Annotated in this window: 24 protein-coding genes; 8 read left to right on the top strand and 16 right to left on the bottom strand. The window is 45.1% G+C overall.

Features of this window, described 5'->3' with window-relative positions:
- Positions 1-68 precede the first annotated feature (68 nt).
- A complete protein-coding gene (locus NX845_RS05225; RefSeq protein ID WP_065681389.1) occupies positions 69-950 on the bottom strand; it encodes a LysR family transcriptional regulator in 882 nt (293 codons plus the stop codon).
- Positions 951-1,056: 106 nt separating this feature from the next.
- Between NX845_RS05225 and NX845_RS05220 the strand changes: the two genes are divergently transcribed.
- Positions 1,057-2,019, top strand: coding sequence for a nitrilase family protein (locus NX845_RS05220; protein ID WP_065681390.1), 963 nt, complete (start codon positions 1,057-1,059; stop codon positions 2,017-2,019).
- A gap of 166 nt (positions 2,020-2,185) precedes the next feature.
- Here NX845_RS05220 and NX845_RS05215 read toward each other — a convergent pair whose 3' ends face one another.
- The 10 genes from NX845_RS05215 to NX845_RS05170 all read right to left on the bottom strand — a co-directional run bounded on the left by NX845_RS05215 (position 2,186) and on the right by NX845_RS05170 (position 10,864).
- The gene (locus NX845_RS05215) at positions 2,186-2,629 is read right to left on the bottom strand and encodes a F0F1 ATP synthase subunit epsilon (protein WP_004730391.1); all 444 of its coding nucleotides are present in this window, start codon (positions 2,627-2,629) and stop codon (positions 2,186-2,188) included.
- Positions 2,630-2,643: 14 nt separating this feature from the next.
- On the bottom strand, positions 2,644-4,029 hold the full coding sequence (atpD, locus tag NX845_RS05210) for a F0F1 ATP synthase subunit beta (protein ID WP_017094575.1): 1,386 nt from the start codon (positions 4,027-4,029) through the stop codon (positions 2,644-2,646).
- 44 nt (positions 4,030-4,073) lie between these two features.
- Positions 4,074-4,943 (bottom strand): F0F1 ATP synthase subunit gamma, encoded by an 870-nt coding sequence (gene atpG / locus NX845_RS05205; protein WP_012600781.1) that lies wholly within the window; start codon positions 4,941-4,943, stop codon positions 4,074-4,076.
- Positions 4,944-4,990: 47 nt separating this feature from the next.
- A complete protein-coding gene (gene atpA / locus NX845_RS05200; RefSeq protein WP_009844932.1) occupies positions 4,991-6,532 on the bottom strand; it encodes a F0F1 ATP synthase subunit alpha in 1,542 nt (513 codons plus the stop codon).
- A gap of 9 nt (positions 6,533-6,541) precedes the next feature.
- The gene (locus tag NX845_RS05195; RefSeq protein ID WP_004730398.1) at positions 6,542-7,093 is read right to left on the bottom strand and encodes a F0F1 ATP synthase subunit delta; all 552 of its coding nucleotides are present in this window, start codon (positions 7,091-7,093) and stop codon (positions 6,542-6,544) included.
- Between the two features lie 11 nt (positions 7,094-7,104).
- Positions 7,105-7,575 (bottom strand): F0F1 ATP synthase subunit B, encoded by a 471-nt coding sequence (locus tag NX845_RS05190; RefSeq protein WP_004730401.1) that lies wholly within the window; start codon positions 7,573-7,575, stop codon positions 7,105-7,107.
- A 54-nt stretch (positions 7,576-7,629) separates the two neighbouring features.
- Positions 7,630-7,866 (bottom strand): F0F1 ATP synthase subunit C, encoded by a 237-nt coding sequence (atpE, locus tag NX845_RS05185; RefSeq protein WP_004730405.1) that lies wholly within the window; start codon positions 7,864-7,866, stop codon positions 7,630-7,632.
- A gap of 46 nt (positions 7,867-7,912) precedes the next feature.
- Positions 7,913-8,683: a F0F1 ATP synthase subunit A gene (atpB, locus tag NX845_RS05180; protein WP_017094574.1), complete on the bottom strand. Its 771-nt coding sequence runs from the start codon at positions 8,681-8,683 to the stop codon at positions 7,913-7,915.
- A gap of 1 nt (position 8,684) precedes the next feature.
- Positions 8,685-9,086, bottom strand: a complete 402-nt coding sequence (locus NX845_RS05175) for a hypothetical protein (RefSeq protein ID WP_004730409.1) — start codon at positions 9,084-9,086, stop codon at positions 8,685-8,687.
- A gap of 896 nt (positions 9,087-9,982) precedes the next feature.
- Positions 9,983-10,864: a LysR family transcriptional regulator gene (locus tag NX845_RS05170; RefSeq protein ID WP_004730410.1), complete on the bottom strand. Its 882-nt coding sequence runs from the start codon at positions 10,862-10,864 to the stop codon at positions 9,983-9,985.
- Between the two features lie 157 nt (positions 10,865-11,021).
- Here NX845_RS05170 and NX845_RS05165 point away from each other — a divergent pair, with 157 nt between their 5' ends.
- The 7 genes from NX845_RS05165 to NX845_RS05135 all read left to right on the top strand — a co-directional run bounded on the left by NX845_RS05165 (position 11,022) and on the right by NX845_RS05135 (position 20,646).
- Positions 11,022-11,420 (top strand): RidA family protein, encoded by a 399-nt coding sequence (locus tag NX845_RS05165; RefSeq protein WP_004730412.1) that lies wholly within the window; start codon positions 11,022-11,024, stop codon positions 11,418-11,420.
- Positions 11,421-11,609: 189 nt separating this feature from the next.
- Complete coding sequence (locus NX845_RS05160; RefSeq protein ID WP_065681392.1) at positions 11,610-13,070, top strand: aldehyde dehydrogenase family protein; 1,461 nt, start codon at positions 11,610-11,612, stop codon at positions 13,068-13,070.
- A gap of 233 nt (positions 13,071-13,303) precedes the next feature.
- On the top strand, positions 13,304-14,299 hold the full coding sequence (locus NX845_RS05155; RefSeq protein WP_004730415.1) for a membrane dipeptidase: 996 nt from the start codon (positions 13,304-13,306) through the stop codon (positions 14,297-14,299).
- 231 nt (positions 14,300-14,530) lie between these two features.
- Positions 14,531-16,126: a BCCT family transporter gene (locus NX845_RS05150; RefSeq protein ID WP_004730416.1), complete on the top strand. Its 1,596-nt coding sequence runs from the start codon at positions 14,531-14,533 to the stop codon at positions 16,124-16,126.
- A 278-nt stretch (positions 16,127-16,404) separates the two neighbouring features.
- A complete protein-coding gene (locus NX845_RS05145; protein ID WP_065681393.1) occupies positions 16,405-18,216 on the top strand; it encodes a hypothetical protein in 1,812 nt (603 codons plus the stop codon).
- The gene (locus NX845_RS05140; protein WP_004730420.1) at positions 18,213-18,950 is read left to right on the top strand and encodes a DUF3726 domain-containing protein; all 738 of its coding nucleotides are present in this window, start codon (positions 18,213-18,215) and stop codon (positions 18,948-18,950) included. The genes NX845_RS05145 and NX845_RS05140 overlap by 4 nt, the downstream gene beginning before the upstream one ends.
- A 403-nt stretch (positions 18,951-19,353) precedes the next feature.
- Complete coding sequence (locus tag NX845_RS05135; RefSeq protein WP_065681394.1) at positions 19,354-20,646, top strand: alpha/beta fold hydrolase; 1,293 nt, start codon at positions 19,354-19,356, stop codon at positions 20,644-20,646.
- 283 nt (positions 20,647-20,929) lie between these two features.
- Here the strand turns inward: NX845_RS05135 and NX845_RS05130 are convergent, their stop codons facing one another.
- From NX845_RS05130 to ccoN, 5 genes are all read right to left on the bottom strand, one after another.
- Positions 20,930-21,112, bottom strand: coding sequence for a hypothetical protein (locus NX845_RS05130; protein ID WP_004730424.1), 183 nt, complete (start codon positions 21,110-21,112; stop codon positions 20,930-20,932).
- Positions 21,113-21,375: 263 nt separating this feature from the next.
- A complete protein-coding gene (locus NX845_RS05125; RefSeq protein WP_004730426.1) occupies positions 21,376-21,603 on the bottom strand; it encodes a PAS factor family protein in 228 nt (75 codons plus the stop codon).
- Between the two features lie 255 nt (positions 21,604-21,858).
- Complete coding sequence (locus NX845_RS05120) at positions 21,859-24,015, bottom strand: cytochrome c (protein ID WP_065681395.1); 2,157 nt, start codon at positions 24,013-24,015, stop codon at positions 21,859-21,861.
- Entirely contained in the window at positions 24,012-24,626 is a 615-nt protein-coding gene (locus NX845_RS05115; RefSeq protein WP_004730430.1) for a cbb3-type cytochrome c oxidase subunit II, read from the bottom strand. Before NX845_RS05115 ends, NX845_RS05120 begins: the two co-directional genes overlap by 4 nt.
- Positions 24,627-26,051, bottom strand: coding sequence for a cytochrome-c oxidase, cbb3-type subunit I (gene ccoN, locus NX845_RS05110; RefSeq protein ID WP_260256597.1), 1,425 nt, complete (start codon positions 26,049-26,051; stop codon positions 24,627-24,629).
- Position 26,052 lies beyond the last annotated feature (1 nt).

Genomic DNA, 26,052 nt, shown 5'->3' with positions numbered 1-26,052 from the left:
CGTTAAGCAAATATCAAAAGGCTCACTATTTAGTGAGCCTTTTTTGTCGGTGTAATTTAGGTTCTAGCCTAATTTTCTTTTTGATCAGCCACAAACTCTACAAACCTATCCCTGAGTGGGTTTTCACTCTCTCCATTCCAGATCAACCCGACAGGCCAAGTGCCGTATTCACCTTCTAGCGCAATGAATTCGACATCGGTGTTACTAATGAACTGCGCACTGCTAGGTACAATAGTGAAACCGATATTGGCCGAAACTAACGCCAGCAGAGTCAGAATGTCGTCGGCTTCTTGCGTCTTTGATAGGTCGATTTTGTTCGCAAGACAATATTGCTGAATCTGTCTGTCTAATCCGGGGCCGCGATGTTGGGCGAGCTTTAGATAAGGCCATTTCGACAACTCAGAGACGACGTGATCTTTGCTTGGCCCTTGCTTGAGAAGATCTTTGTGTATCGCGACCACAAGCGAATCATTGAACAGTGTTAGGCTTTCTAAATCCGATGATTCTGGTATCCGATTGAAGCTGATATCGAGATCATGGTTTGACAGTTCATCCGTCTGTTGCTTGGAAGGTGTGTCATTTAACGTGATGTGAACGTCTGGATATTGCTGTTTATAAGCCGCAATAAGCTTGGGTGCTTCATGATAAGTAGACACGCCAAAGCCAATGTTCAAATGTCCCTGAGTCCCTTTGACCACAGAGCCTGACAGCTGCTCAAACGCTTGCATTGAATGAACCAAACGTTGGGCTTCTGCCAGTAACGTTTTCCCCGCGTGCGTGAGCTCTGCGCCATTTCTGCCACGAGAAAACAAAGATGCCCCAATGTTGGATTCAAGTCGTTGAATCTTTTTAGTGAGTGCCGATTGAGTGATGTAGAGCTGCTCTGACGCTAAACGGTAATTGCCTGATTTAGCTAGCTGACAAAATGCCTTCAGTAGATCAAATTCCATTCCAAATGCTCATTGAATTGAGAATATTTTTCATTATATGGAATTGAATCGATTTTTTATACTGAGTCCAGACCAAATCAGAAAAAGCGAAGTTTGAGGACGAATCATGAAGAGAGATATTAAAGTAGCGTCGGTTCAATTTAACCACCACGCAGGTGATAAGGCGTATAACTTATCGGTTATAGAGCAATATGTTCGACACGCTGCAGAAAGTGTTGTGGAGATCATCAGCTTCCCGGAGATGTGTATCACTGGCTACTGGCATGTGTCTGCTTTGTCGCGAGATGAGATTGAAGCGCTAGCGGAACCTGTGCCGAACGGTGAATCGACTCAAAAGCTGATTGCACTGGCAACACAGTTTGGCATGAGTGTTGGGGCTGGTTTGATAGAGCAGGGCATCGATGGCGAGCTATACAACAGCTACGTTTTCGCCATGCCCAATGGTGAGCTACAAAAGCACCGAAAACTGCACACCTTTGTTAGCCCTCACATGAGCAGTGGCGATCAATATACGGTGTTCGATACGCCGCATGGCTGCAAAGTCGGTATCTTGATTTGTTGGGATAACAACTTGGTCGAAAATGTCAGGATCACTGCTTTGAAAGGCGCCGATATATTGATTGCGCCACACCAAACGGGCGGTTGTCATTCACGAAGCCCGAACGCGATGAAGCGAATTGACCCTGAGCTATGGTTTAACCGAGATGAAAACCCAGATGCGATTCGTGCTGAAATGCAGGGCAAGAATGGCCGCGAGTGGTTAATGCGTTGGTTGCCTGCAAGAGCGCACGACAATGGCATGTTTGTTGTGTTTAGTAATGGTGTCGGCGTTGATATGGATGAAGTAAGAACAGGCAATGCGATGATCCTCAGCCCTTATGGTGAAATCATTGCTGAGACCGATAGTGTTGATAACGATATGGTGATGGCAGAGTTAAAAGCAGAAGAGTTAGATATGTGTACTGGTAGACGCTGGATTCGTGGCCGTAAGCCAGAGTTATATCATTCACTCACACAACCTCTTGGTCATGAACTAGATCCGCACCAAGCGCGTTTTGCTGGGAAATAATGGTGTAAGCGTTGGTGAAAAAGGATGTATTAGGGACGGTTGAAAGGGAGGGGAAGTTGGAGGTGGGAGAAGGGTTCCTGATGTAGTCTACCCACTTAAACTGTTTTTTAAGTGGGTAGACTATTTGCACATCAAGCACTATGCATCAAACGTCTAAGTTCTATTCTCAGTGGCGAGTGCGAGAAGACGTCAGTTCTGATGCACGAAGTTGAGCAACGGCTTTTGCGAGTTCAAGCTGAGCTTGTGCAAAGTTAATGTCTACATTGCCCTTGTTTATATTCTCAAGAGCCGCATATTTCGCTTCTTCTGCGCGAGCGCGGTCAATATCTTGGCCGTGCAAGGCAGTATCGGCTAACACCGTTACTACATCCGGTTGAACTTCCAACATTCCGCCAGAGACATAAAGTACTTGCCCCTCTGATTTAGGGTCTGTGACAAACACGGTTACGCCCGGCTTGATCTTACTGAGAAGCGGGGAGTGACCGGGGCGGATCCCCAACTCACCATCAGCGCCAGAAACAGCTAGGGCATACGCTGGACCTGAAAACAGCGTACCTTCCGCACTTACAATATTAAGTTGAAATGTATTATCTGTAATTCCGATAGCCATAGTGCACCTGCCTCTTAGAGTGATTTTGCTTTGTTAAGCACTTCGTCGATAGAACCACAGTACAAGAATGCTTGCTCTGGGATATCGTCATATTCGCCGCCTAACAGGCCTTTAAAGCCTCTTAGTGTTTCGCTTAGCGGTACAAATACACCTTTCTGACCGGTAAACACTTCGGCTACGTGGTAAGGCTGAGTTAAGAAACGTTCAATCTTACGAGCGCGAGATACGGTCTGTTTGTCTTCAGTAGACAGCTCATCCATACCAAGAATCGCGATGATGTCTTTTAGCTCTTTGTAGCGTTGCAGCGTTGTTTGGACTTTTTGTGCAATGTCGTAGTGCTCTTGGCCAACCACAAGTGGGTCTAATTGGCGAGAGGTTGAATCCAATGGGTCGATTGCAGGGTATAGGCCCAATGCCGCGATATTACGAGACAGTACAACGGTCGCATCTAAGTGAGCAAAGGTTGTTGCTGGCGATGGGTCAGTCAAGTCATCCGCAGGTACGTATACCGCTTGAATAGACGTGATAGAGCCTTGTCTAGTCGAAGTAATACGCTCTTGAAGCACACCCATCTCTTCAGCGAGTGTTGGTTGGTAACCTACTGCTGAAGGCATACGACCTAACAGTGCTGACACCTCAGTCCCCGCAAGTGTGTAACGGTAGATGTTATCAATGAACAGAAGTACGTCACGACCTTCATCACGGAAGCGCTCAGCCATAGTCAGGCCTGTAAGTGCAACACGTAGACGGTTTCCCGGTGGCTCGTTCATTTGGCCGTAAACCATGGCTACTTTGTCTAGTACACCCGCTTCTTTCATCTCGTAGTAGAAGTCGTTACCTTCACGAGTACGCTCACCAACACCGGTAAATACAGAGAGACCTGAGTGGGCTTTTGCGATGTTGTTGATAAGCTCCATCATGTTGACAGTCTTACCTACGCCAGCACCACCGAACAGACCAATTTTACCGCCCTTAGCGAACGGACAGATAAGGTCGATAACCTTAACGCCGGTCTCAAGAAGTTCAGTGCTGTTTGCTTGTTCTTCATAAGAGGGTGCTTCACGGTGAATTTCGTAGCTTTCTTTTTGACCGATTTCACCGCATTCATCGATAGGCTGGCCAAGAACGTTCATGATACGGCCTAAGGTTTCTTCGCCCACAGGAACGGTGATCGGAGAACCGGTGTTTTCAACAGTTAGGCCACGGCGCAAGCCATCTGACGTACCCATTGCAATACAACGAACGATACTGCCACCCAGCTGTTGCTGAACTTCTAATACGAGCGAGCTTGCTCCTTCGCTCGTCACTTTCAACGCATCATAAACGCGTGGGCTGTTGCCGCCGCTGAACTCGACGTCTACCACCGCGCCGATAACTTTAACTATTTTTCCAACACTCATCTCTAAATCCTCAAATTCTATTCTTAACCCGCTCTTTTCTGCCTTTAGACAGCTTGAGCACCTGAGACTATTTCACTCAGTTCTTGGGTGATGGCAGCCTGTCGCGCTTTGTTGTATACCAACTGCAAATCATCGATGAGTTGGCCTGCGTTATCGGTCGCCGCTTTCATGGCCACCATTCGGGCTGCTTGCTCACAGGCAATGCTCTCTACGATGCCTTGATACACTTGTGATTCAATGTATCGATGTAACAGCTCAGAGAGGATGTCTCTTGGTGCTTGTTCGTAGATGTAGTCCCAACGACGTGCTTTTTTCGCGCCTCCATCGGCCTCAGAATCTGAAGGGTGGGGTAGCAACTGCAAGGTCGTTGGTTCTTGAACCATGGTGTTGATGAACTGGTTATACACGAGATACAAACTGTCGATTTTTTCGTCGTCGTAATGCCCTAGCATCGCGTTAACCGTACCTAAAATGTCTTCTAATTTAGGTGCGTCACCAAGGCCTGACGTTTGCGCGATAACATTGCCGCTGCGTTGGAAAAATGAGATAGCTTTTGAACCAATTAAGGTCGTTTCTACTTCAACGCCTTTGGTACGCCACATCTCCATTTCTTCTAACACTTTCTTGAACAAGTTCGAGTTCAAGCCACCACATAAGCCTCGATCGGACGAAATAATGATGTAAGCAACGCGTTTTGGTTCACGCTGTTGAAGGTAGGGGTGCTGGTATTCCAGCGACCCTGATGCGACATGAGAGATAACTTTGCGCATGTTCTCCGCATATGGACGTGTTAGCGTCATATTGTCTTGAACCTTACGCATCTTACTTGCCGCAACCATCTCCATTGCACTGGTGATTTTCTGAGTGTTACTAACACTGCCTATCTTGGTGCGAATTTCTTTAGTATTTGCCATTATCTGCTCCTAATTTGTTTTGATTTCCAGCCAACAAACCGGAGCGTTTACCAAGCTTTCAACGCTACGAAGTCACCGAGAAGCTTTGCAAGAGCGCCATCAATTTCATCGTTGTAGTCACCGTTAGCGTTAATGGTGTCGAACAACTCTGGGTTTTGACCTTTCGCGTAAGCAATCAATTCTTCTTCAAAACGTGCAATTTTGTTCAACTCTACGTCAGCCAAATAGCCTTTTTCTGCTGCGTAGATAACCGTTGCTTGCTCAGCGACAGACATCGGAGAGTATTGCTTTTGCTTCATCAATTCGGTTACACGCTCACCATGGTCAAGCTGCTTACGCGTCATGTCATCTAAGTCAGAAGAGAACTGAGCAAATGCGGCTAATTCGCGGTATTGAGCTAATGATGTACGGATACCACCAGACAGTTTCTTGATGATCTTGCACTGCGCCGCGCCACCCACACGAGATACCGAGATACCAGGGTCAACAGCAGGACGTAGGCCTGAGTTGAACAGTTGGGTTTGTAGGAAAACCTGACCATCAGTAATTGAGATTACGTTGGTTGGTACAAACGCCGATACGTCACCCGCTTGAGTTTCAATGATAGGAAGTGCCGTCAATGAGCCTGTTTGGCCTTTTACTTCACCGTTCGTGAACTTCTCAACGTATTCCGCATTCACTCGTGCTGCACGTTCTAGTAGGCGTGAGTGGAGGTAGAATACGTCGCCAGGGAAGGCTTCACGACCCGGTGGACGCTTAAGTAGCAATGAGATTTGACGGTAAGCGACGGCTTGCTTTGATAGGTCATCATAGATGATCAATGCATCTTCACCGCGGTCACGGAAGTATTCACCCATGGTGCAGCCCGCATAGGGTGCTAGGTATTGAAGCGCTGCTGATTCTGATGCTGATGCAACAACAACGATGGTATTTTTAAGCGCATCGTGGTCTTCGAGTTTACGAACAACGTTTGCGATAGTGGAGGCTTTCTGGCCAATAGCCACGTACACACATTTGATGCCAGAATCTTTTTGATTGATGATTGCATCGATGGCTAGCGCCGTTTTACCTGTCTGACGGTCACCGATGATAAGTTCGCGTTGACCACGGCCGATAGGCACCATGGTGTCAACGGCTTTATAACCGGTTTGAATTGGCTGATCGACGGACTTACGCTCGATTACGCCGGGAGCAATCACTTCAACTGGGTCGAGTCGGTCACAACTCACTGGGCCTTTGCCATCGATTGGCTCGCCTAATGTGTTTACTACACGGCCAAGAAGTCCGTTACCGACTGGTACTTCCAAGATACGGCCAGTACCTTTCACTTTCATACCTTCAGAGAGGTCAGTGTAGGGGCCCATAACTACGGCACCGACTGAGTGCGTGTCAAGGTTAAGAGCAAGAGCGTATTTGCCACCTGGAAGCTCGATCATCTCACCCTGCATGACATCCGCAAGGCCATTAATAGTAATGATGCCATCACGAACCGAGACTATGGTGCCTTCGTTGCGAGCTTCGGTGCTCACATTAAACTTCGAGATGCGATCTTTGATTAGATCGCTGATTTCATTTGAATTTAATTGCATAATTGTTACCTATCTCGCGTGAAGTTGATGGGCTAATCGGCTAATTGATGTGTTCAAAGAACCATCGATGACGGTTTCACCCGCCTTGATGACGATCCCGCCAACCAGCGAGTCATCAATAACCTGTTCCATTTCAACCTGACGCTCTAATTTCTTCTCAAGTGCAGCAGTGAGTGATGTAACTTGATCTTGTGTAAGCAATTCTGAACTGGTGACAGTGACAGGGATTACACGTTCATGTTCGTCCTTTAGGTCGCTGAACAAGTTAAACAAGTCTCTGATCACTGCAAGACGGCCATTCTCAGCCAAGACTTTAATGAGATTAATGACGTGGTCATCAACGAGTCCTTGGCAAACGTGAATGATGAGATTGACCAGTTCTTCAGATTGCTGAGTGTGAACACCTTCTGCTGATGAAATCTGTTTAGCGATCGTTTCTTCTTCCGCTACCGTTACAAGAATGGACAGCATTGAGTGCCACTCTTGTAACTTGTTTTCACCTAAAGCAAAGTCGAACGATGCTTTAGCGTAGGGATGAGCAATATTGGTGTAATCTGACATATTGCCTCCGTTTAGAGTTCGCTTATCATTTGATCAACTAACGCTCGGTTCGTTTCAGAATCTAGGTTTTTGCTGATCAATTTCTGTGCACTTTGAATAACAGCGTCTGCCATATCCGCCTGAAGTTCACGGCGTAACTTTTGACGTTCGCCTTCTAGCTCAGCTCTACCTTGTTCTAAGATGCGTGCCTTTTCTTGCTCACCTTCTTGGTGAGCTAAGGTGATGATTTCGTTGCGGCGTTTTTTGCCTTGCTCAATCAGTTCGGTCACATTTTTTTTCGCATCTGCGACGAGTTGTGCGCCATTTGATTTTGCTAGTTCTAGCTCTTTCGCTGCATTCTCTGAGTGGCGTAAACCATCAGCGATTTCTTTTTGGCGCTCGTCTAACATCGCGGTGAGAGGGGGCCATACATATTTCATGCATAGCCAAACAAAAATCACGAATGAGATTGCTTGACCAAACATGCTGGCATTTAAGTTCATACCTTCCTCACTAAATCTTGATTATTTACAAATCGATCTTTTCAAAGCTTCTAATTAAGCCACGGCAAAGATGATGTATAGACCGATACCAACACCGATCATCGGTACAGCATCCACAAGGCCCATCATGATGAAGAATTGAGTACGAAGCATTGGAGTAAGGTCTGGTTGACGAGCAACACCTTCAAGGTATTTACCTGCTAAGTTACCAATACCAGATGCTGCACCTGCTGCACCTAAACCGATCAGTAATGCACCTGCTACATATAAAACTGCGCTTACGATATCCATTTGTATCTCCGATAAATAATGTGTTAGTTAATTTTTTAGTTATTAATTAGTGGTGTTCTTCTGTTGCCATTGCTAAGTAAACAACGGTCAGTACCATAAATATAAATGCTTGTAAGAATACGATTAATATGTGGAATAAGGCCCATGGAACACTTAGTGCCCATTGCATCCACCAAGGCATTAGTGCGATAAGGATGAATATCATCTCGCCTGCATACATATTTCCGAATAATCGTAAGCCTAGTGATATTGGCTTTGAAATTAATGTTATTAATTCAAGAACAAAGTTAACAGGATATAAAAGAGGGTTATCAAATGGCTGAGTAGTTAGCTCTTTGATAAAGCCTTTCAAACCTTTATTTTTAAACGTATAAGTTAACAATAAAATAAACACACCGAGTGCCATCGACATTGGGATATTTACATCCGCTGTCGGTAGGTCTCTAAAGTGTTCTAAACCCATTACACGAGTTAACCCTGGTATTAAATCTATAGGCAATAGGTCGACTGCATTCATTAACAACACCCAAACAAAAGTGGTTAATGCCAGTGGCCCTATTAATTTATCCTCCGCTTGAAAAATCTCTTTGACTAGGTTGTTAACGAAATCAAAGATAAGCTCGATAAAACATTGAAAACGACCTGGAACACCGCTAGTGCCCTTGGTCACTACATATCGAAAAGCTCCAATAAACAGTAAACCCGTGATCCAAGATATCAACATTGAGTCAATGTTGAACGTCCAGAAACCATCACCTGTAGTTAAGAAGGTTAAGTGATGCTCTATGTATTCGTGAGCGGTAGTGACTTGATCCATACTACACGTACTCCGATCTTGTAGAGGCAGTAATAAATGGTGTTAAGAAGTACCCAATCATTGTGAAAATGTACGCGTATAATATTACTGGGTTATCCAATTTAAAAAACTGGAATGCCAGGATAAACATTAAGAACGTATAGGTTATTTTCACGACACGACTCATTTGCATTAAGTCACGTAAACTATAATTAGGATTCTTGTGCACCTTAAGGCTTGCATATATAAAACCAAACAGCGGTGGTAACATCGCGATTACGACACCCAAAGCTGAAGACTCCATATCTACTTTATTACCAAAAAACACTTCATATAAAACTACACCGACGGCTAATACTATTTGGCAGAGAACAACTCTTTTAGCAGCAACAAGGATGTCGCTACTTATCCCATTAAGCCTCATAATAAAACCTTATATTTAACAGTGTAAGTCAATATAAAACACAGTTTGAATATGTTTTGTTACTAGCACTTACTTGTTAATAGCAATTTGACTTGTTAATAAACCTTTACTTGTTAACAAAGAAATAATCTTTCTGGCTTTATATCTCCTGACGAAATTAAACGTTAAAAACTAACTCGCTATCGTTTCGACAAAATATAAACTACGCCTAAAATTATGTGATCAAAACGACAAATATCGGCATCAATAATTCCATTTTTGAAATGAGTGTTTTTCATTTATGAAAGTAATAGTTCTATTATTAAATCCATGAATATTTAAAATGCTTTGTTTATAGCGAGAAAAGGGAGGTTTTACCCAGAAAATTAGAGAGAAAAAATATTAAGATATGACGTTATCAATTAAGTATATTCAATGACTTAGAGTCTTTTCTAAATGTGATGACGGGTTGGTATTCGAAGCGGGGTATAACCAAGATTTTGTTGATATTGGAAGGTTTCGTTTGTGTAGTGAAATAGCAGTATGGTGCTCCTTATCATTAAGCTAATATTTTTTAATATCGTTATCATATTTTCATTATTGATGTATTGGAACGCGAATCAACACGCCCAGCACCGGGTTCAAGATGAAAATTTGATGAAAAATTCAGCGTCCAACCGCTGATGCAACAAGATCTAGGGTCAATGATGAGGGCGAGAAAACATACATACAGATGGAAAGTACGGGTTAATTGACTCAAAAATAGAGGTATCGCTGAGGTTGGGTCGAATTATTATCGGACGAATTCGCAGAGCATCGACCCAAAAACCACAGTTTCAATACAGAAATAATCGGAATCTAAAGATGTTTATCGTATCAATAGGCCTATAGGAAGCGCCTTCATTCATGTTTCTCTATTACTCTTCATAGCTTAGGTATTGAATGCACAAGTCATGAAAGGCTTGTGCTTGTGGCGAGATCGTACGGTCAGCCAATCTGAAAATACCGATCTGACGCTGTAAGGGCGGGTCAATCAATGGGATCCACACCAAACGGGTTTCATTGGTCGGGAAAGCCAGCTTAGGTAGCGTAGTCACGCCTATCCCGAGTTCTAACACTGAAAACAACGAAGTGATGTTCTCTACCGAATAAAGAGCCTGTTCGCTGAGCATTCGTGCGGGTGTTGGGTCAAGTAGGGTACAAGTACCGTTGCGAATGAAGGGTTGTTTTAACAAAGTTTGCCATTCTATTCCCTCTCGTTGAGAGGCGATGGGGTTATCTTTGAGGCAGACCACACCAATAGGGTCAGAGAGCAAAGGCGTGAAGTCGATACTCTCTTCTTCTAAATGGGAGCTATTTCCGAGGGCAACATCCACCTCTCCAGAGAGTAATCTCGCTTCCACACCTGCCGCATTATCGTCAATTAAGCTGACCTCAACATTGGGGTACTTTTCGCAAAAAGCCCCTAAGACACTAGGGATTAGTTTTGCGGCCACTGAAGGGACACTCGCTATTCGAACTCGCCCTTGTTGGCCAGCTGCTGCAGCACGGAGGTCGTTATCTAATGCCTTGTAAACATTTAAGAATTGAATGATTTTCGGTAAACATATTTCGCCAAAAGGTGTCAGCGTCGATTTGTTGCCCGTTTCAAACAGTGGTTGGCCGAGAATTTTTTCTAGCTCTTTTATCGATGTTGAAAGTGCCGCTTGCGAGCGATTTGCTCGGTGAGATGCCGCTCTAAATCCGCCTTCTTCGACCACTAAAACAAAATGTTTTAACTGTTGTAGCTTAATACTCATGACAGGAATCCTTCTCTAGGCCTTGCTATACCTTACTTTTTTAAAGGTGATAGATTTTATTTATCAAATGCACAAAATTTACCGTTAGATTTATCAGCCGTCAAGGTGCAGTATTTAACCATCTTGAAACATAGTTGTTACAAAGTTGGATGGAATCGTGAACGCACAAACTAAAAAACACCCAGTAAAAACCGAGCTTTTCGCTTCAAAAGCACCACTAGAGTGGGCAATCGTTAATAACGGCACTCTATACACAGCGCAGATTCCAATTGATGAAACTGGCGCAGTAGTAGAAGGCGGTATCGAAGCGCAAACGCGTCAGACTTTTAACAACCTTGTTCATACGTTGGAGTGTGCAGGCGAATCTATGGATTCAGTGCTGCAAGTTCTGATTTACGTGACAGACCGTGAATATCTAAAAACGGTCAACAGCGTATACGGAGAATACTTCAATGCACCTTATCCAAACCGTGCTGCGGTCGTCGTTGCAGGGTTAGCAAGAGAAGAAATGTTGGTTGAGTTCGTGGTTTACGCATCAGCCTCTCAACCTGAATAAAGATACTGTGAACTGAGGCAATTTGCGGATTAAAGCTATTTGTCTGTAAAGATCTTTATTGATACAAGCGTCTTGGTTCAGTTTTAGATACAAGATTTAAACGTTATTTCTTATATAAATTAACGTTTTATTCATTAATCAGATGGTTGCCAGGCTCAAACGCAACCTAACCGTTACAAGGACAGAATGATGACTCAATTACAGAATGTTCAAGCAGAAAACGCACTTTACATTGGCGGCGAATGGCAAGCGGGTGTAAGCACCGTTGCGAACATTAACCCATCAGATATTTCTGAAAACATCGGTAACTTCGCACAAGCAAGTGCTGACCAAGTTCAACAGGCGATTTCAGCGGCGAAGCACGCTCAACCAGAGTGGGAAAAAACGCCGATTGAACGTAAGCAAGCAGTACTACAAGCGATTGGTGACGAGCTGATTGCACGTTGTGATGAGCTAGGTAAGTTGCTTTCTCGTGAAGAAGGTAAGCCTTTTGCTGAAGGTCGTGGCGAAATTTACCGTGCAGGTCAGTTCTTCCAGTACTTTGCGGCAGAAGTACTTCGTCAAATTGGCGACAACGCAGAATCAGTGCGCCCTGGCGTTTCTGTTGAAGTGACTCGTGAAGCGGTGGGTGTTATCGGCATCATCTCTCCTTGGAACTTCCCGACAGCGACTGCTGCTTGGAAAATCGCTCCAGCGCTTGCTTTCGGTAACAGTGTTATTTGGAAACCAGCAAACCTAACACCAGCAAGTGCGGTTGCATTAACTGAAATTATCCACCGTCAAGGCATGCCAGCAGGCACGTTCAACCTTGTTCTAGGTAGTGGTTCAAAAGTAGGTGATGCACTGATCAACTCTAAAGAAGTGAACGGTGTGAGCTTTACTGGTTCTGTTGATACAGGTCGTAAGGTTGCCGCTGCTACAGCGCCAAACTTCGTTCGTTGCCAACTAGAAATGGGCAGTAAGAACGCACTTGTGGTTGCTGATGATGCTGATATCCAAACAGCCGTTGATGCAACGATTGCAGGTTCATTCTCTGGCGCAGGCCAAAAATGTACAGCATCTTCTCGTCTAGTGGTTATGGATGGCATTCACGACCAATACGTTGAAGCACTGATCAAGCGTCTGAGCGAGCTGAAAGTGGGTCACGCACTAGAAGACGGCGTGTTCATGGGCCCTGTTGTTGACGGCAACCAACTTGAAGCAAACCTAGGTTGGGTTGAGAAGGCACGTCAAAGCGGCGGTGAGCTCGCATTTGGTGGCGAACGCCTAAGCATGAAACACGAAGGCTTCTACATGTCTCCAACGCTGTTCTTAAACACTAAGAACGATTGGGAAGTGAACCAAGAAGAAGTGTTTGCACCAATGGCAAGCGTAATTCGTGTCGCTGACCTAGAAGAAGCGATTGCGACAACAAACGATACTCGCTTTGGTCTAACGGGCGGCATCATTACTCAAAGCCTACGTACTAGCGCAATGTTCAAGCAACAAGCGCAAACAGGTTGTGTGATGGTGAACCTACCAACAGCAGGCACCGATTACCACGTACCGTTTGGTGGTCGTAAAGAGTCTAGCTTCGGTCCTCGTGAGCAAGGTCAGTACGCGAAAGAGTTCTACACAGTGGTGAAGACAGCTTACCAGCGTCCTTACTAAGCAGCTTTCTATATAAGAATTGGATAGCTGAAGATATTGAGTCTCTAGCTATCCAGCTATCGAATTGGCCTGAGTCACAGAGTCAGGCCAACATCCAAACCCAATTACGCTTAATCAATGTAGATTTCAAAGACTGAGCACCCAGTAAGTGATTTAACCCATTTTTGAAAACATGTTATTTGAGCGTGTTTTCAAAACCGAGCTAGAACACTGAGCTTTCAATAGGAGTGGTTATGTACCAGCAACGGATTGTTATAGATGGATTGCAATACTGCAATTGGAACAGAGAATATTTCCAAACACTAAAGGCGAGCGGCATTACAGCAGTTCACGCTACCGCGGTTTACCACGAGACAGCTCGTGAAACCTTATCTCGCTTTGCTGAGTGGAACCTAAGATTCGAGCAAAATGCAGACATTATTATGCCGATTCATTCAATGGCTGATGTTGAAACTGCAAAAGCGACAGGCAAAGTCGGCATTTTTCTAGGTGCTCAAAACTGTTCGCCAATCGATGATGAGATTGGTCTTATCGAAGTGATGCGTCAGCAGGGTCTTTTGATCATGCAGCTTACTTACAACAACCAAAGCTTACTGGCGACGGGTTGTTATGAGCAGAACGACACAGGCATCACGCGCTTTGGTAAACAGGCCATCGAAGAGATGAACCGAGTGGGCATGATCATCGATATGTCTCACAGTGCTGAGCGTTCAACGCTTGAGGCGATTGACCTGTCTTCTCGTCCTATTTGTATTAGCCATGCGAACCCAACGTTTGCTCATGATGCACTACGAAACAAATCAAACGATGTGATTAAAGCCCTAACCGCACGCGGTGGCTTAATCGGATTCAGCTTATACCCATTCCATCTACCAAATGGCAGCCAATGTACGTTGGAAGATTTCTGCCAAATGGTTGCGACTACCGCTGACATGGTTGGCGTAGAACACCTAGGTATTGGTAGTGACCTATGCTTAAACCAACCTCAAGCCGTTCTTGAATGGATGAGAAATGGTCGTTGGTCTAAAGCAATGGACTATGGCGAAGGCTCTGCAAACAACTCAGGTTGGCCAGATGCGCTGCCTTGGTTCTGTGGTAGTGCGGGTATGGAAAACATCTATAACGGATTGATGCGCCATGGTTTCAGCGAGTCTGAAGCTGGGCAAGTCTTGGGAGAAAACTGGTTTAACTTCTTGAAAGATGGCCTAGAGCCTCAAAGCAAGGGTTGAGTGTTTTTTCACTAGCAATCATCGAATTAGCAGCCTTCTAATAAACGTTCATTTAGACGTGCTGTTTTAACCAATTTCACTATTCAAAAGGAACAACGGTCTATTTCGCAACGCGGTAACCCAAACATGGATTAGCCTGCCCAACACAAAAAACAATAGGGCAGGTGTTAAATACACCTCTTGTAGTCATCATTAAAGTGACAGCTGCAAAGAAACCTCTGGAGTCAGAGTATGTCTGATTTAACCAATAGCGTGAAATCTTCAAACGTAAATGCGGGTCAAACAAACACAGCAAACAATAATACACAGTCTGAATCTACTTCAGACAAATTAGGACTAACCAACCCAGCACTATGGTACAGCGGCGGCTTTATTGCTCTGTTCGTAGCCCTTGCTTTGTTTGATGGCGAGCTGTTATCAAGCCTAGTAAACACGGGTTTTGCTTGGTCTGTAAAAGTGTTCGGTCCTTATTGGCAAATGCTTCTTCTTCTGACTTTTCTTATTGGTCTTGGCCTAGCGGCAGGGCGAACAGGCAAGGTTATCCTAGGTGGCATCGATAAGCCTGAGATGGATGGTTTTCGCTGGATGGCAATCATCTTCTGTACACTACTTGCGGGTGGCGGCGTATTTTGGGCGGCAGCAGAGCCTATCGCGCATTACGTGAGCCCACCACCGTTGTACGGCGCACAAGAAAATGCACAACAAGGCGCGGTGAATGCTCTATCACAATCATTCATGCACTGGGGTTTTCTTGCATGGGCAATCGTTGGTAGCTTAACGTCTATCGTGGTTATGCACCTTCACTACGACAAAGGCTTACCGCTTAAACCTCGTATTCTTCTTTACCCTGTATTAGGTGAAAGAGCTCTGAAAGGCCATACCGGCGCATTGATTGATGCATGTTGTATTGTTGCAGTAGCAGCGGGCACCATCGGTCCGATTGGCTTCTTAGGCCTACAAGTGAGCTACGCCCTGAACGAACTGTTTGGTATTCCAGATGGCTTCACGACACAGCTGATCATCATCTTGTTCGCTATCGTTCTTTACACATTGTCTGCATTAAGTGGTCTTAACCGCGGGATGCAAATGCTAAGCCGTTACAACGTAATTTTAGCAATGGCATTGATGGTCTACATCCTGATCTTCGGCCCAACAAACTTCATTTTCAATGGCTACATCCAAGGTGTAGGCAGCATGATAGACAACTTCATCCCAATGGCAACATACCGTGGTGACGAAGGTTGGTTGAGCTGGTGGACAGTATTCTTCTGGGGTTGGTTCTTAGGTTACGGACCAATGATGGCAATCTTCATCGCACGTATTTCACGCGGTCGTAGTATTCGCCAATTGGTATCAACCATCAGTCTTATTGCGCCGTTTGTAACATGTTTCTGGTTCACCATTGTAGGTGGTTCTGGTCTAGCGTTTGAAATTGCAGACCCAGGCAGCGTAAGTAAAGCGTTCGAAGGCTTTAACTTACCTGGCGCGCTACTGGCAGTAACTCAGCAACTACCAATGCCAATGCTTATCTCTATTCTGTTCTTGATCTTGACGACGATCTTCATCGTAACGACAGGTGACTCAATGACTTACACCATCAGTGTGGTAGTCAGTGGTGAGACAGAGCCTAACGCAATTATTCGTACTTTCTGGGGTGTGATGATGGGGGTAACAGCATTGATTCTGATTTCCCTAGGTTCAGGCGGAATCTCTGCACTGCAATCGTTCATTGTAATCACAGCGGTACCGGTGTCCATAATCTTACTGCCATCGCTTTGGAATGCGCCTCAAATCGCAATCAAGATGGCGAAAGAACAAGGTTTTTAAAGAACAGGTTTTTTAAAGAGCAGATTTTGTAAAGAAAAGGGCTCTGTAAGACAAGAGCTCTGTAAAACAAGAAACTGATTAAATAAGAAAAATCAGCCTTCGAAAGAAGGCTGATGCAAAAATTCCGAAAGGAACAGCAAAACCGTACTGGTGAAGATACACCGGACGGCAAAGTATTTAGGTCAATCGATCTAGTCAGGACAAATAATAAGGGGCGAGCTCGCTGGCCCCACATAACGTGAAAGCTAACCAGCATACTGTAATAACGAATGCTTCAAATGACGGCAACGATCGGTTCTGAATGGCTAGCAAAATCCTATAACTATAAGGTGGTGAGCAAAATGGATGCACATCGTTCTACCTACACTGAATCAGCATTACGTGACGCAACGGTCGTCATGGCACCGGAAAGGCTAGGTGCGATGCACCAAACACGCATCAGCTTCGTGAGAACTCTGATTCGTAAAATGGCGCAGCAAGAGTGGAAAGTGACGAAACATGAGTGGCAATTAGACGCCCAAGGTTTTGGTCATGTTATCTATAAGCTAGCGACGCCAAACCATGTTTATCATTTGGTTGTTTTTTGCGATGAAATTGCAGATGACGAACGAAATGACCGTGTAATTGCTGAAAAGTGGGACGTAACGTTTGCGCTTGTTCTTGGTGATGTTGATGTCACCCTACTTGAAAGACTTCGTGCGAATGTACCGCTTCAAGAAGCCGGCCGTAATCCAAATAACGTACTTGTTTTAGCGCGTGCAAACAAAAGTGTACGTGTGTTTGAACATATCGTCAGTCACTTGGCGAAAGGTGTTCAACCAACGCCAAAAGAACTCGCTGAAGTAGGCTACATCCTACGAACCACTGCCGTTTATGGTAATGGAAAATTTGGCATTGCAGACTTTAAAATCTTAGAGAAAAATGAAGATTTTAATCAGTCATTTAGTGCGCAAATGTGTGCAGTTTATATGCTGCGTGAGTTCAGCCTAGATTGGGTTCATTACCTAGCCGAACAACAGGGCGGTGAACAAGCGATTACCTTGCATCGAGGATTACAACGTTACCTTGGTGTTGGTAATGCGACTGGTTTAGGTATGGCGCCATACCTGATTAACCACCCTAGTATTGTCGATCAGTGGATGACAACCCGTGAACATGCATTGGCGGACGTGTTGTCCAGTCAGACTGATACGGCGTTGATCGAGCCACTACGTACCTTAGTTAAAAAAGCGATTTGTCATTTAGAACAAGTCGTTACCATCAATGAAACACAGCAAGAGCTGAACAAAGCCGCTGTTGATGATTTGAAGCACACAGAACAATCATTAGAAGCTTCTGTCAGCCTGTGCGATACATGGGCACAGTTAGTCGAACAATCTAAGCACATGAGTATGGAAGCCCAAGAAATCCTTATCTCATGCTTGATGGAATTGTACCCAGAATTAGTGGACGCCCATCAAGAGCAAATGAATTGCAGCGAAACACTGTCGCTTCCTAGCGGCAAAAAGATTCAAGATCTTCTTGTTGTACTAGAAGAGAAGTATCGCTGGGCGATCACGACCGACTTTACAAAAGCAGAGAACAACTACTGGTTCTGGTATCGCTCTCAAGACAAAGAAGAGCCAAGACTCGGTGTTCGAGGTGAAGAGCTGGGTGAAGAGCGTGAACTGCCGTTGGATATTGGTCGTCAAGCTTACCGTTTGTACCATGCTTTATTGCAATTCGCGCCTGAGCTTTCATTGGCTGAGTTCCTTGTTAAACAGCCGCAACACCGTGCAATTGCGCGCCGTGTGTGGACGCTAGGTAACAAAGCGATGGGCGACATTCAAATGAATGTACTTCATCAAGATTCGCCGCCAATGCACTTGCTGCGTTGCAAGCTAGCGATGTTTGGTGCGACTAAGTTTGATCCTCGCTCAGACCGTTGGGTGCGAGTGACGTTTTTCCAAGGTGCGCCACTGCTTGATGATATTCATCAGGATGAATGGGTGTTCCCAATATTACCAAGTGCAGCTGAACTGTCTGGTTCGAAAAATGTTTCAATTCACAGCGCAACGGCGAAAGGCCAACATGGAGGTAAATCGTTATGATCGTTTCTCACAATGAACTGGTAGCGGCCGTCAATAAAGCCTTTTTGGGTATGCGTCGTACATGTGGTGAAGCTGATGTGATAGCGAACATGGTGGCAGATTTACAAATGGTCGGTTTGGATGGTGTTCGTCATTTTAACAGTGCGAGCAATTTCATCGGGCTAGAAGACGACCGCCCTGTCGATATTCAAGTGCGCAGTGATAATACGGTTGAAGTCGACCTGCACAAGGCGAGTTTGGCGTGTCATCTTCCTGTGATTATGGACTATTCGATTGAAAAAATGGTTGGTAAGAAGACGCTGAAAATTGAGCTAAATAATTGCCACAACCGTTGGTTGGCGTATAGCGAGCTTGTAAAACTGGCTGCGAAAGGTATCGCGTGCATGGCACGTTGGGATAATGGCTCTAACCCTAAGAGCACTTTGTATGTGCTTAATCGTGGTTGCGTTGCACCAGAACTGTTTTTATCAGATTTGCCACTGGCATCGGTCGAACATATCCACAATATGACCATCGAACTTTCCGTCCAGGATTTCGATATCGAACGTTTGTCAGATGGCTACCAAACACACATTGAATCGGAAGCGCTTTTTAAAACTCAAGAGAAAGCGTGGAACGATGGCATTGAGGTGGATGATGGCGAGTGGGCGGCACTGAAAGAGACCGCTACCGCAATCCTAGTTCAGAGCAGCGAACGCTCGACTCAAGGTGCCGGTGAACTGACGGCTTCATAGTCGCTAGATTTATTAGGTTCATTAGAACTAACAGGTTCGATAGATTAACGGCAAATAAGCGAGTTAGTTTATCAACACAGATAAAACCAAAGAGCTTAACGTATCCTCACCTCGTTAAGCTCTTTTTATTTGCCTCACGCTTTGGATTTGCCTCACGCTTTGGATTTGCTTTACCTCATTCTTTCGCTCTCTCGCTGGATCAACCTCTTCTAAACTGACTGTTTTGACACACGCTGTTACCCATTGAGAGGTAATTGAACATTTAAACTAAGTACCTTCACATTCATGTTAAACAAACGGTTTCATTTACAAGCTACTATGCGTATCTTGCTCATAAGGGTGCCAAAGGGCGCCATTTTTATTCGTACCAATGACTTTAGAATCAGATAAAAAGGAATGAAGCGTGCAAGCTAACTTTATTGATGGAACCACCCTGTATCGTCAGCACTCTTTCGAGTTGCCACTTGATTATCAAGCCAAAGATGGACAACAGATCCAAGTCTTCGCACGTGAGTTGGTTGATCTCGCTAAAGATGCGCAAGAGCTGCCGTGGCTGATCTACTTTCAAGGCGGCCCAGGTTTTCCTTCTCCACGGGTGAGCGGTCAATCGGGTTGGCTAAAGCGTGCATTACAAAACTATCGTGTTCTGCTTCTGGACCAACGTGGTACTGGCAACAGCACGGTTATCAGCCATGAAACTTTGGCGCATTTGTCTCCAGAACAACAAGTCGAGTACTTAACGCATTTCAGAGCCGACAATATCGTTCGTGACGCTGAAGCGATTCGTGAGCAATTCGGTGTTAAGCAATGGTCGACGATTGGTCAAAGCTTTGGTGGTTTCTGCACCCTGAGTTATTTGTCATTGTTCCCACAAAGTCTACAGCGCTGTTATGTAACGGGTGGTATTCCGTCTATTGAGCGTGAAGCTGATGATGTTTATCGTGCGACTTACAAGCGTGTCGAAGACAAAAACAGAGCTTTCTTTGCTCAGTTCCCGCAAGCACAAGCTATGTGTCGCGAGATCTCTGATTACCTGCTCAACAACGATGTGAGACTGCCAAACGGTCAGGTGTTCACAGTTGAACAGTTCCAGCTAATAGGTATTAATCTTGGTGGCGGCGAAGCAAACCTTCCAATGTATTTCACACTGGAGAGTGCGTTTGTCGAAGTGAACGGAAGCAAGCAGTTGAGCTACAGCTTCTTAAATCAAATGCAGCAAGAGCAGGGCTACCTAACGAACCCAATCTACGCGATTTTGCATGAATCGATTTACTGCCAAGGTGCAGCGTCTAACTGGTCTGCACACCGAGTACGCGAGCAGTACCCACACTTTAACTACCAATCGGGTAGCGAGTTCTGGTTTACCGGAGAAATGGTGTACCCATGGATGTTCGACCAACTAGAAACGCTGAAGCCATTACGTGAAGCGGCAAATTTGTTGGCTGAAAAATCGGATTGGGGCAAGTTGTATAATGCAGAGCAGCTAAGCAAGAATACGGTTCCGATGGCATGTGCAGTTTACGCTGACGACATGTACGTAGAACTGGATTACAGCCGTGAAACACTGGCGAATATTCCAAATTCGAAAGCGTGGATCACCAACGAGTACGAACACAATGGCTTGCGAGTTGATGGCGAAAGAATTGTCGATAAATTAATGACGATGGTTGAAGCGTTAGAAAACCTGCCAAAATAATTAGACGGTTTACGTTAGAAGCTGTTTACGTTAAAGCTGTCTACATTAGAAGTTTTCTACGTTAAGAGCTATGTACGTTAGAGGCTATCTAAGTCAACGTTAAAAGCTATCTACGTCAAAAGCTATCTACGTTAGAAATAAGATACTCTAGAAACAAGAAAACGCTGCATCCGTGCAGCGTTTTTTTTATGTCATCAAACTCTGTTTTTCTCAGTATCGTATTGATAACTAAAGCGAGTAAAGCAGAGAATTTAAGAACCGGGAGGGATAGTTCCTAAACTCATTAAGGTTGGATGACGATATCTTGATTTTCAGTGGTCGATAAGCTGGCGCGGTTCTGTTCTATAAGTTGAGCCGCATAAGAGGGAGTCACAGCTTGAATTTCGCCTTTTGAACGAATAGTTAGTGCTTCCCACGCATGATCACGGTATTTGCCTGTTTGTGTATATTCAATAAGTACTCTCATGATTCTTCCATCCGATGTGTGGTTAACGTGCTACTAACATTAGCGCCATTGTTGAGGTTGCACACCTGTTAAAAATGGAACATAAGATTAACCAAATGAGAATGCGTGTAGCTTGATAAACAGGCCTAACTGCACTTATCTTACTTAACCGCGTTTATCGCAACTAACGGCGTTTATCGTAACCAACCGTCCTTATCTTAAATAGCGTCCATAAAAAACGCTGCACAATGGCAGCGTTAAAGTTGAGATAGGTTGAAGGTTGTTTAGCTGTTTTCTAAGCCAACAATCTTGCGTGCAGACATCACTGCACTATCCAAGTCGGTCAATCTACCAGCACTTGCTGGACCAAGAACTGATGAATATAAAGCCAACTGCTTCTCAAATGATAAATCTAATTGGTTATATAGATTTTGGCGGATTTGAGCGTGTTGCTGTGGCTTTGCGCTCGACAGGCCTTCCAACGTATCGTAGATGAGTGTAGTTGTATCCATAACTGTCCTTAGTACATCTTTAGAAAATTTTGCATATTATGCACTTGGTGTCATCTTTGTTCTGCGAGATTGATCGCATTATGTGCAGCTCTGCTTAATTGTGTAATCAGTTAGTTACAATTGTGTTGTGCGGCAAAGTATCGAAAACTCGGGTTATGGCAAAAAGAAAAGGAGACGCACTGGTCTCCTTTGGGTTTATTAATCAATATTTAAACTTACTTGCTACTTGCTGAGCTAATCGAATACGTCGAGAACCTAGCGAATGTTAATGTTCTTATCTCGATTTTCGTACATTTCAGGTGTGGTGTGTAATCCTCCAGCGTAACCTGCTGCTTCAAGTGTTTCTCTTACCTCTCGTACGTGCTCCGCCGTGACGGGTTCGTTTCTATCTCCAAGGTGCAATCGCACGAAGGTGATCAACTCAGCCAACCTTTGATCCGACAATACATCCTCAAAACTTGCCATCGGCATGAAGTTTCGATCTTTGTCGAGATAGGTGGGTTGCAAGCCGCGAACGGTTACCGCAATGGTGTTGAATGGGTCGCTGTGCATGATAATACCGTTATTCAACAGAGTAGGGGCGATAGGGTCGCGACCTTTACCATCGTCACCATGACAGGCTCCACAGGTTTGACGATACGTGGTGTAGATTTCACTGCCATACGCGGCTTCATCAAACCCTTTAGGTTGCAACTGAACTGCATCACTGGCAATGGTGTTGTTGATGTCACCACTGAGTAGGTAATAGGACATCGACTCGATATCTTCACGCGTCATCAAACTGAGGCTGTTTTTTACTACGTCTGCCATGCCCGCAAAAGCAGTACCTTTGTCTGAGTGACCCGTGTGTAAGAAATCGGTCAGTGTCGCTTCGTCCCAACCATCGACATACAGTTCATTGGCCGTGATATCGGGCGCATTCCAACCGTCAATCAAGTTACCTTGGAAAATACGTTCTGGTATCAGAGCTTGCGCAATGTTTCTTGGTGTGTGGCATTCCGAACAGTGACCAAGTCCCGCTACCCAATATTTGCCTTGTTGCCATTTCTCAACGTTTTCGACTTCCGTTTTAAGCTCTTCAGGCACTTGGTAGTCAATCGGATCGGTATCCATGAACACAATATTCCACCCGAGCAACCCTAGACGAATGTTCGATGGGAACATCATGCTGTTGTCGTCATTACGTCGAGGCACCGCGGTGATTGACTGCATGTATTCCCACAAATCGACCATGTCTTGGTCGGTGAGGTATTGATAAGAGGTGTAAGGCATTGCAGGGTACAGGTAACCATTCTTACCTTTACCTGCAACTAACGCGGCTCGGAAGTCATCAAAGTCATAAGTCCCAATCCCTTCGGTGGTGTGTGGCGTAATATTGGTTGAATACACGGTGCCGAAAGGGGTCACAAACGGTAAGCCGCCAGCAAAGGGTTCACCACCTTCTGCACTATGACAAGCTACACAGTCACCGGCATACGCTAGGTATTCACCACGTTCAACAGACTGAGCTTCTAGGTTCGCGAGTCTTTGTTGCTGCTCTGAGCCCGCATGTCTAATGTAAGCACCCAGTGCGAGTATTTCGTTCTCGGTGAGCTGCTCATCAAACGCAGGCATTAGGTTGTTCAAGCCTTTGTTGATAGTGTGCTGAATCTCTTCAATACTGCCGCCGTGCAACCAAATATCGTCTGAGAGATCAGGCACGCCAATCTCTGGGTTCGCAACAGAACCATCAGCGTGACAAGACGAGCAGTATTTTACAAACAGCTCTTTGCCGACTTTAACTTTTACTTCTGGAACATCGGTATGGCGTTGGTTGAGAGACGCTAGATAGTAAGAAACCTTAGCCACTTCGTCGGGGCGCATGATTTCGCTCCAACCTGGCATAGCACCGTTCCGACCTTTGGCGATCGAATGAATAACAGCTTCATCACTGCCACCATAGAGCCACTCTTGGTCGATCAGGTTAGGAAAGTGCTTTTGTCCCTGAGCGTTATCTCGGTGACAAGCAGCGCAGTGAGTTTGGAACAGAATCCTACCGCTGTTGACGATCTCTGGGACTGCAGCCAATCCTTGTAACGTAGTTTCACTGGTTTGCGAAAATTGTTCGTTAAGGCTGGTGGTCGGCGAACTGAGTTTGTCGTCGCTTTGTTCCCAATCGATTAACCCTTCCCATTCGCCAAGCCCGGGGTAGAGCACCAAATAACCAGCAGACAAAAGAAATGCCACTGCATAGCTTACAAATAACAGCTTAGGTGGAGGCGCATCTTTCTCTTCAATACCATCAAAGGTGCCAATGGTGTGGTCGTGATCGGCCTTGTGATTGCTACGCCAGTATTTAACGACAACAGACACCATCAGAATAAAGAATATTAAGGTTAAGAGTACCGCCCATAGATTCCAGAATGTGCTCATTGTGATACCTCCTGTGACGTATCTTTACCCAGGCTTTGTAAATAGCGAATCAGCGCTTCACCTTTGGTTTTGCCTCTTACTTGCAATCGGGCGTCACCAATTTCTTGATCGGTATAAGGCACACCTAAGGTACGTAACACTTCCATTTTTGCGCTGATATCATCGCCTGTAAGCGTTTGTTCAAACAGCCACGGGTAAGAGGGCATGATCGATGTCGGTACGACTTTTCTAGGATCAGTTAGGTGAATAACATGCCACTGGTCAGAATACTTTCTACCTAAGTTAGTGAGGTCAGGACCAGTACGTTTAGAGCCCCACAAGTTAGGAAATTCGTAAATATCGTCGGCTTCTTTATTTGGGCGACCATTACGTTTCACTTCTGGCTCTAGAGGGCGAACCATTTGGGTGTGACACACATGGCAGCCTTCACTGATGTAGATGTCTCGCCCTGCCAACTCAATCGGTGTGAGTGGCATTGCTAAACTGCCTTTGGCAATATCGTCTCCGCGGACAATGCTTGGCACTACCCAAACCAACAAAGAGAAGGAGGCAACAACAACGGTGGTCAAAATTAAAATGACGATTGAATGTGTAAAGTCTTTACTCATCATTTAAGCCCCTTCATTAACGGTATGTTTAGCGTCGTGTACTACTGGCATACGAACCGTTTTGTACAAGTTGAATGCCATTAAAAACAGTCCAAGTACAAACAGCGCGCCACCAAAGAAACGCATGAATAGCCAAGGTGCTTTAAAGTCCATAGCCTCAACAAAACTGTAAATCAGTTCGCCATTTTCATTTTGAGCGAGCCACATATAACCCTCACCGATGCCTGCGATCCAAAGTGCTATCGCATAGATGGCGACGCCAGCATGAGCGAGCCAAAAGTGCCACTTAATCAGTCGTCGTGACCAAAGATCGGTTTGGCCCCATAAGCGTGGAATGAAATAGTAAAAAACCGCTATCCCTGACATTCCAACCCATCCAAGAGCTGCGGAATGTACGTGACCGATGATCCATTCGGTGTTGTGTGCCACCATGTTGAACCAGCGAATAGCGAGTAGGGGACCTTCGAATGTCGCCAAGCAGTAGTAAAGAATTGCTGAGAAAAAGAATAAAAGAATGTAGTCGGACTTCAGCTTTTCTTTGTTTTGTAGAAGGGTCATTGCGCTATTGAACGCACCGGCCCAAGAAGGGAGCCACAATATCAATGACATCACGATTCCGATGTTCTGAACCCAGATCGGAACGGAAGAGTAAACTAAATGGTGCGTTCCGGCCCATGTGTAAAAGCCTACCAAGCCCCAGAAATGGATCACAGACAAACGGTACGAGTAGATAGGTCGATCCGCCGCTTTGGGTATGAAATAGTAGTTCATACCAATCACACCTGCAGTTAGTAAGAAGCCGACGGCATTATGTCCCCACCACCACTGAACAATCGCATCTTGAGCCCCAGCAAATACAGAGTAGGACTTCATCGCCAACACTGGCATCGCAAGGTTGTTCACGATGAAAATCATTGCAACGACGATAATGAAAGCAGCAAAGAACCAGTTAGCCACGAAGATATGGCTGACCTTTCGTTTAGCAAGGGTGCCAAAGAACAACACCGCATAAAGCACCCAAACCAGCACGATCATTAAGTCGATTGGCCATTCAAGCTCCGCATACTCTTTTGAGCTGGTGTGGCCTGCGGGTAAGGAAATGACCGCAAGCAATAGAATAAATTGCCATCCCCAAAATACCATCCACGAAAGGCTTTTATTGAATAACTCACAATGGCCTGTTCGCTGGGCAATGTACAAAGATGTCCCCATCAAGATGTTCACGACGAACCCGTAAATCACCCCAGATGTATGTAGCGGGCGCAGTCGACCAAACTGGAAATATTGAGAATCGAAGTTTAAGACTGGCCAATACAATTGCGCGGCGAGAATCACCCCGATGATCATACCTACGATTGCCCATATTAAAGATGCGATGATGAAGTATTTAACGACCTTAATGTTGTACTGCGGTGTCACTTGTTCCATA

Origin of the sequence: Vibrio sp. NC2 (assembly GCF_025195005.1) — a bacterium.
In the GTDB taxonomy this organism is placed as follows: domain Bacteria; phylum Pseudomonadota; class Gammaproteobacteria; order Enterobacterales; family Vibrionaceae; genus Vibrio; species Vibrio splendidus.
The sequence above is the reverse complement of the archived record's forward strand: the minus strand, read 5'-3'. Positions and strand labels throughout refer to the sequence as shown.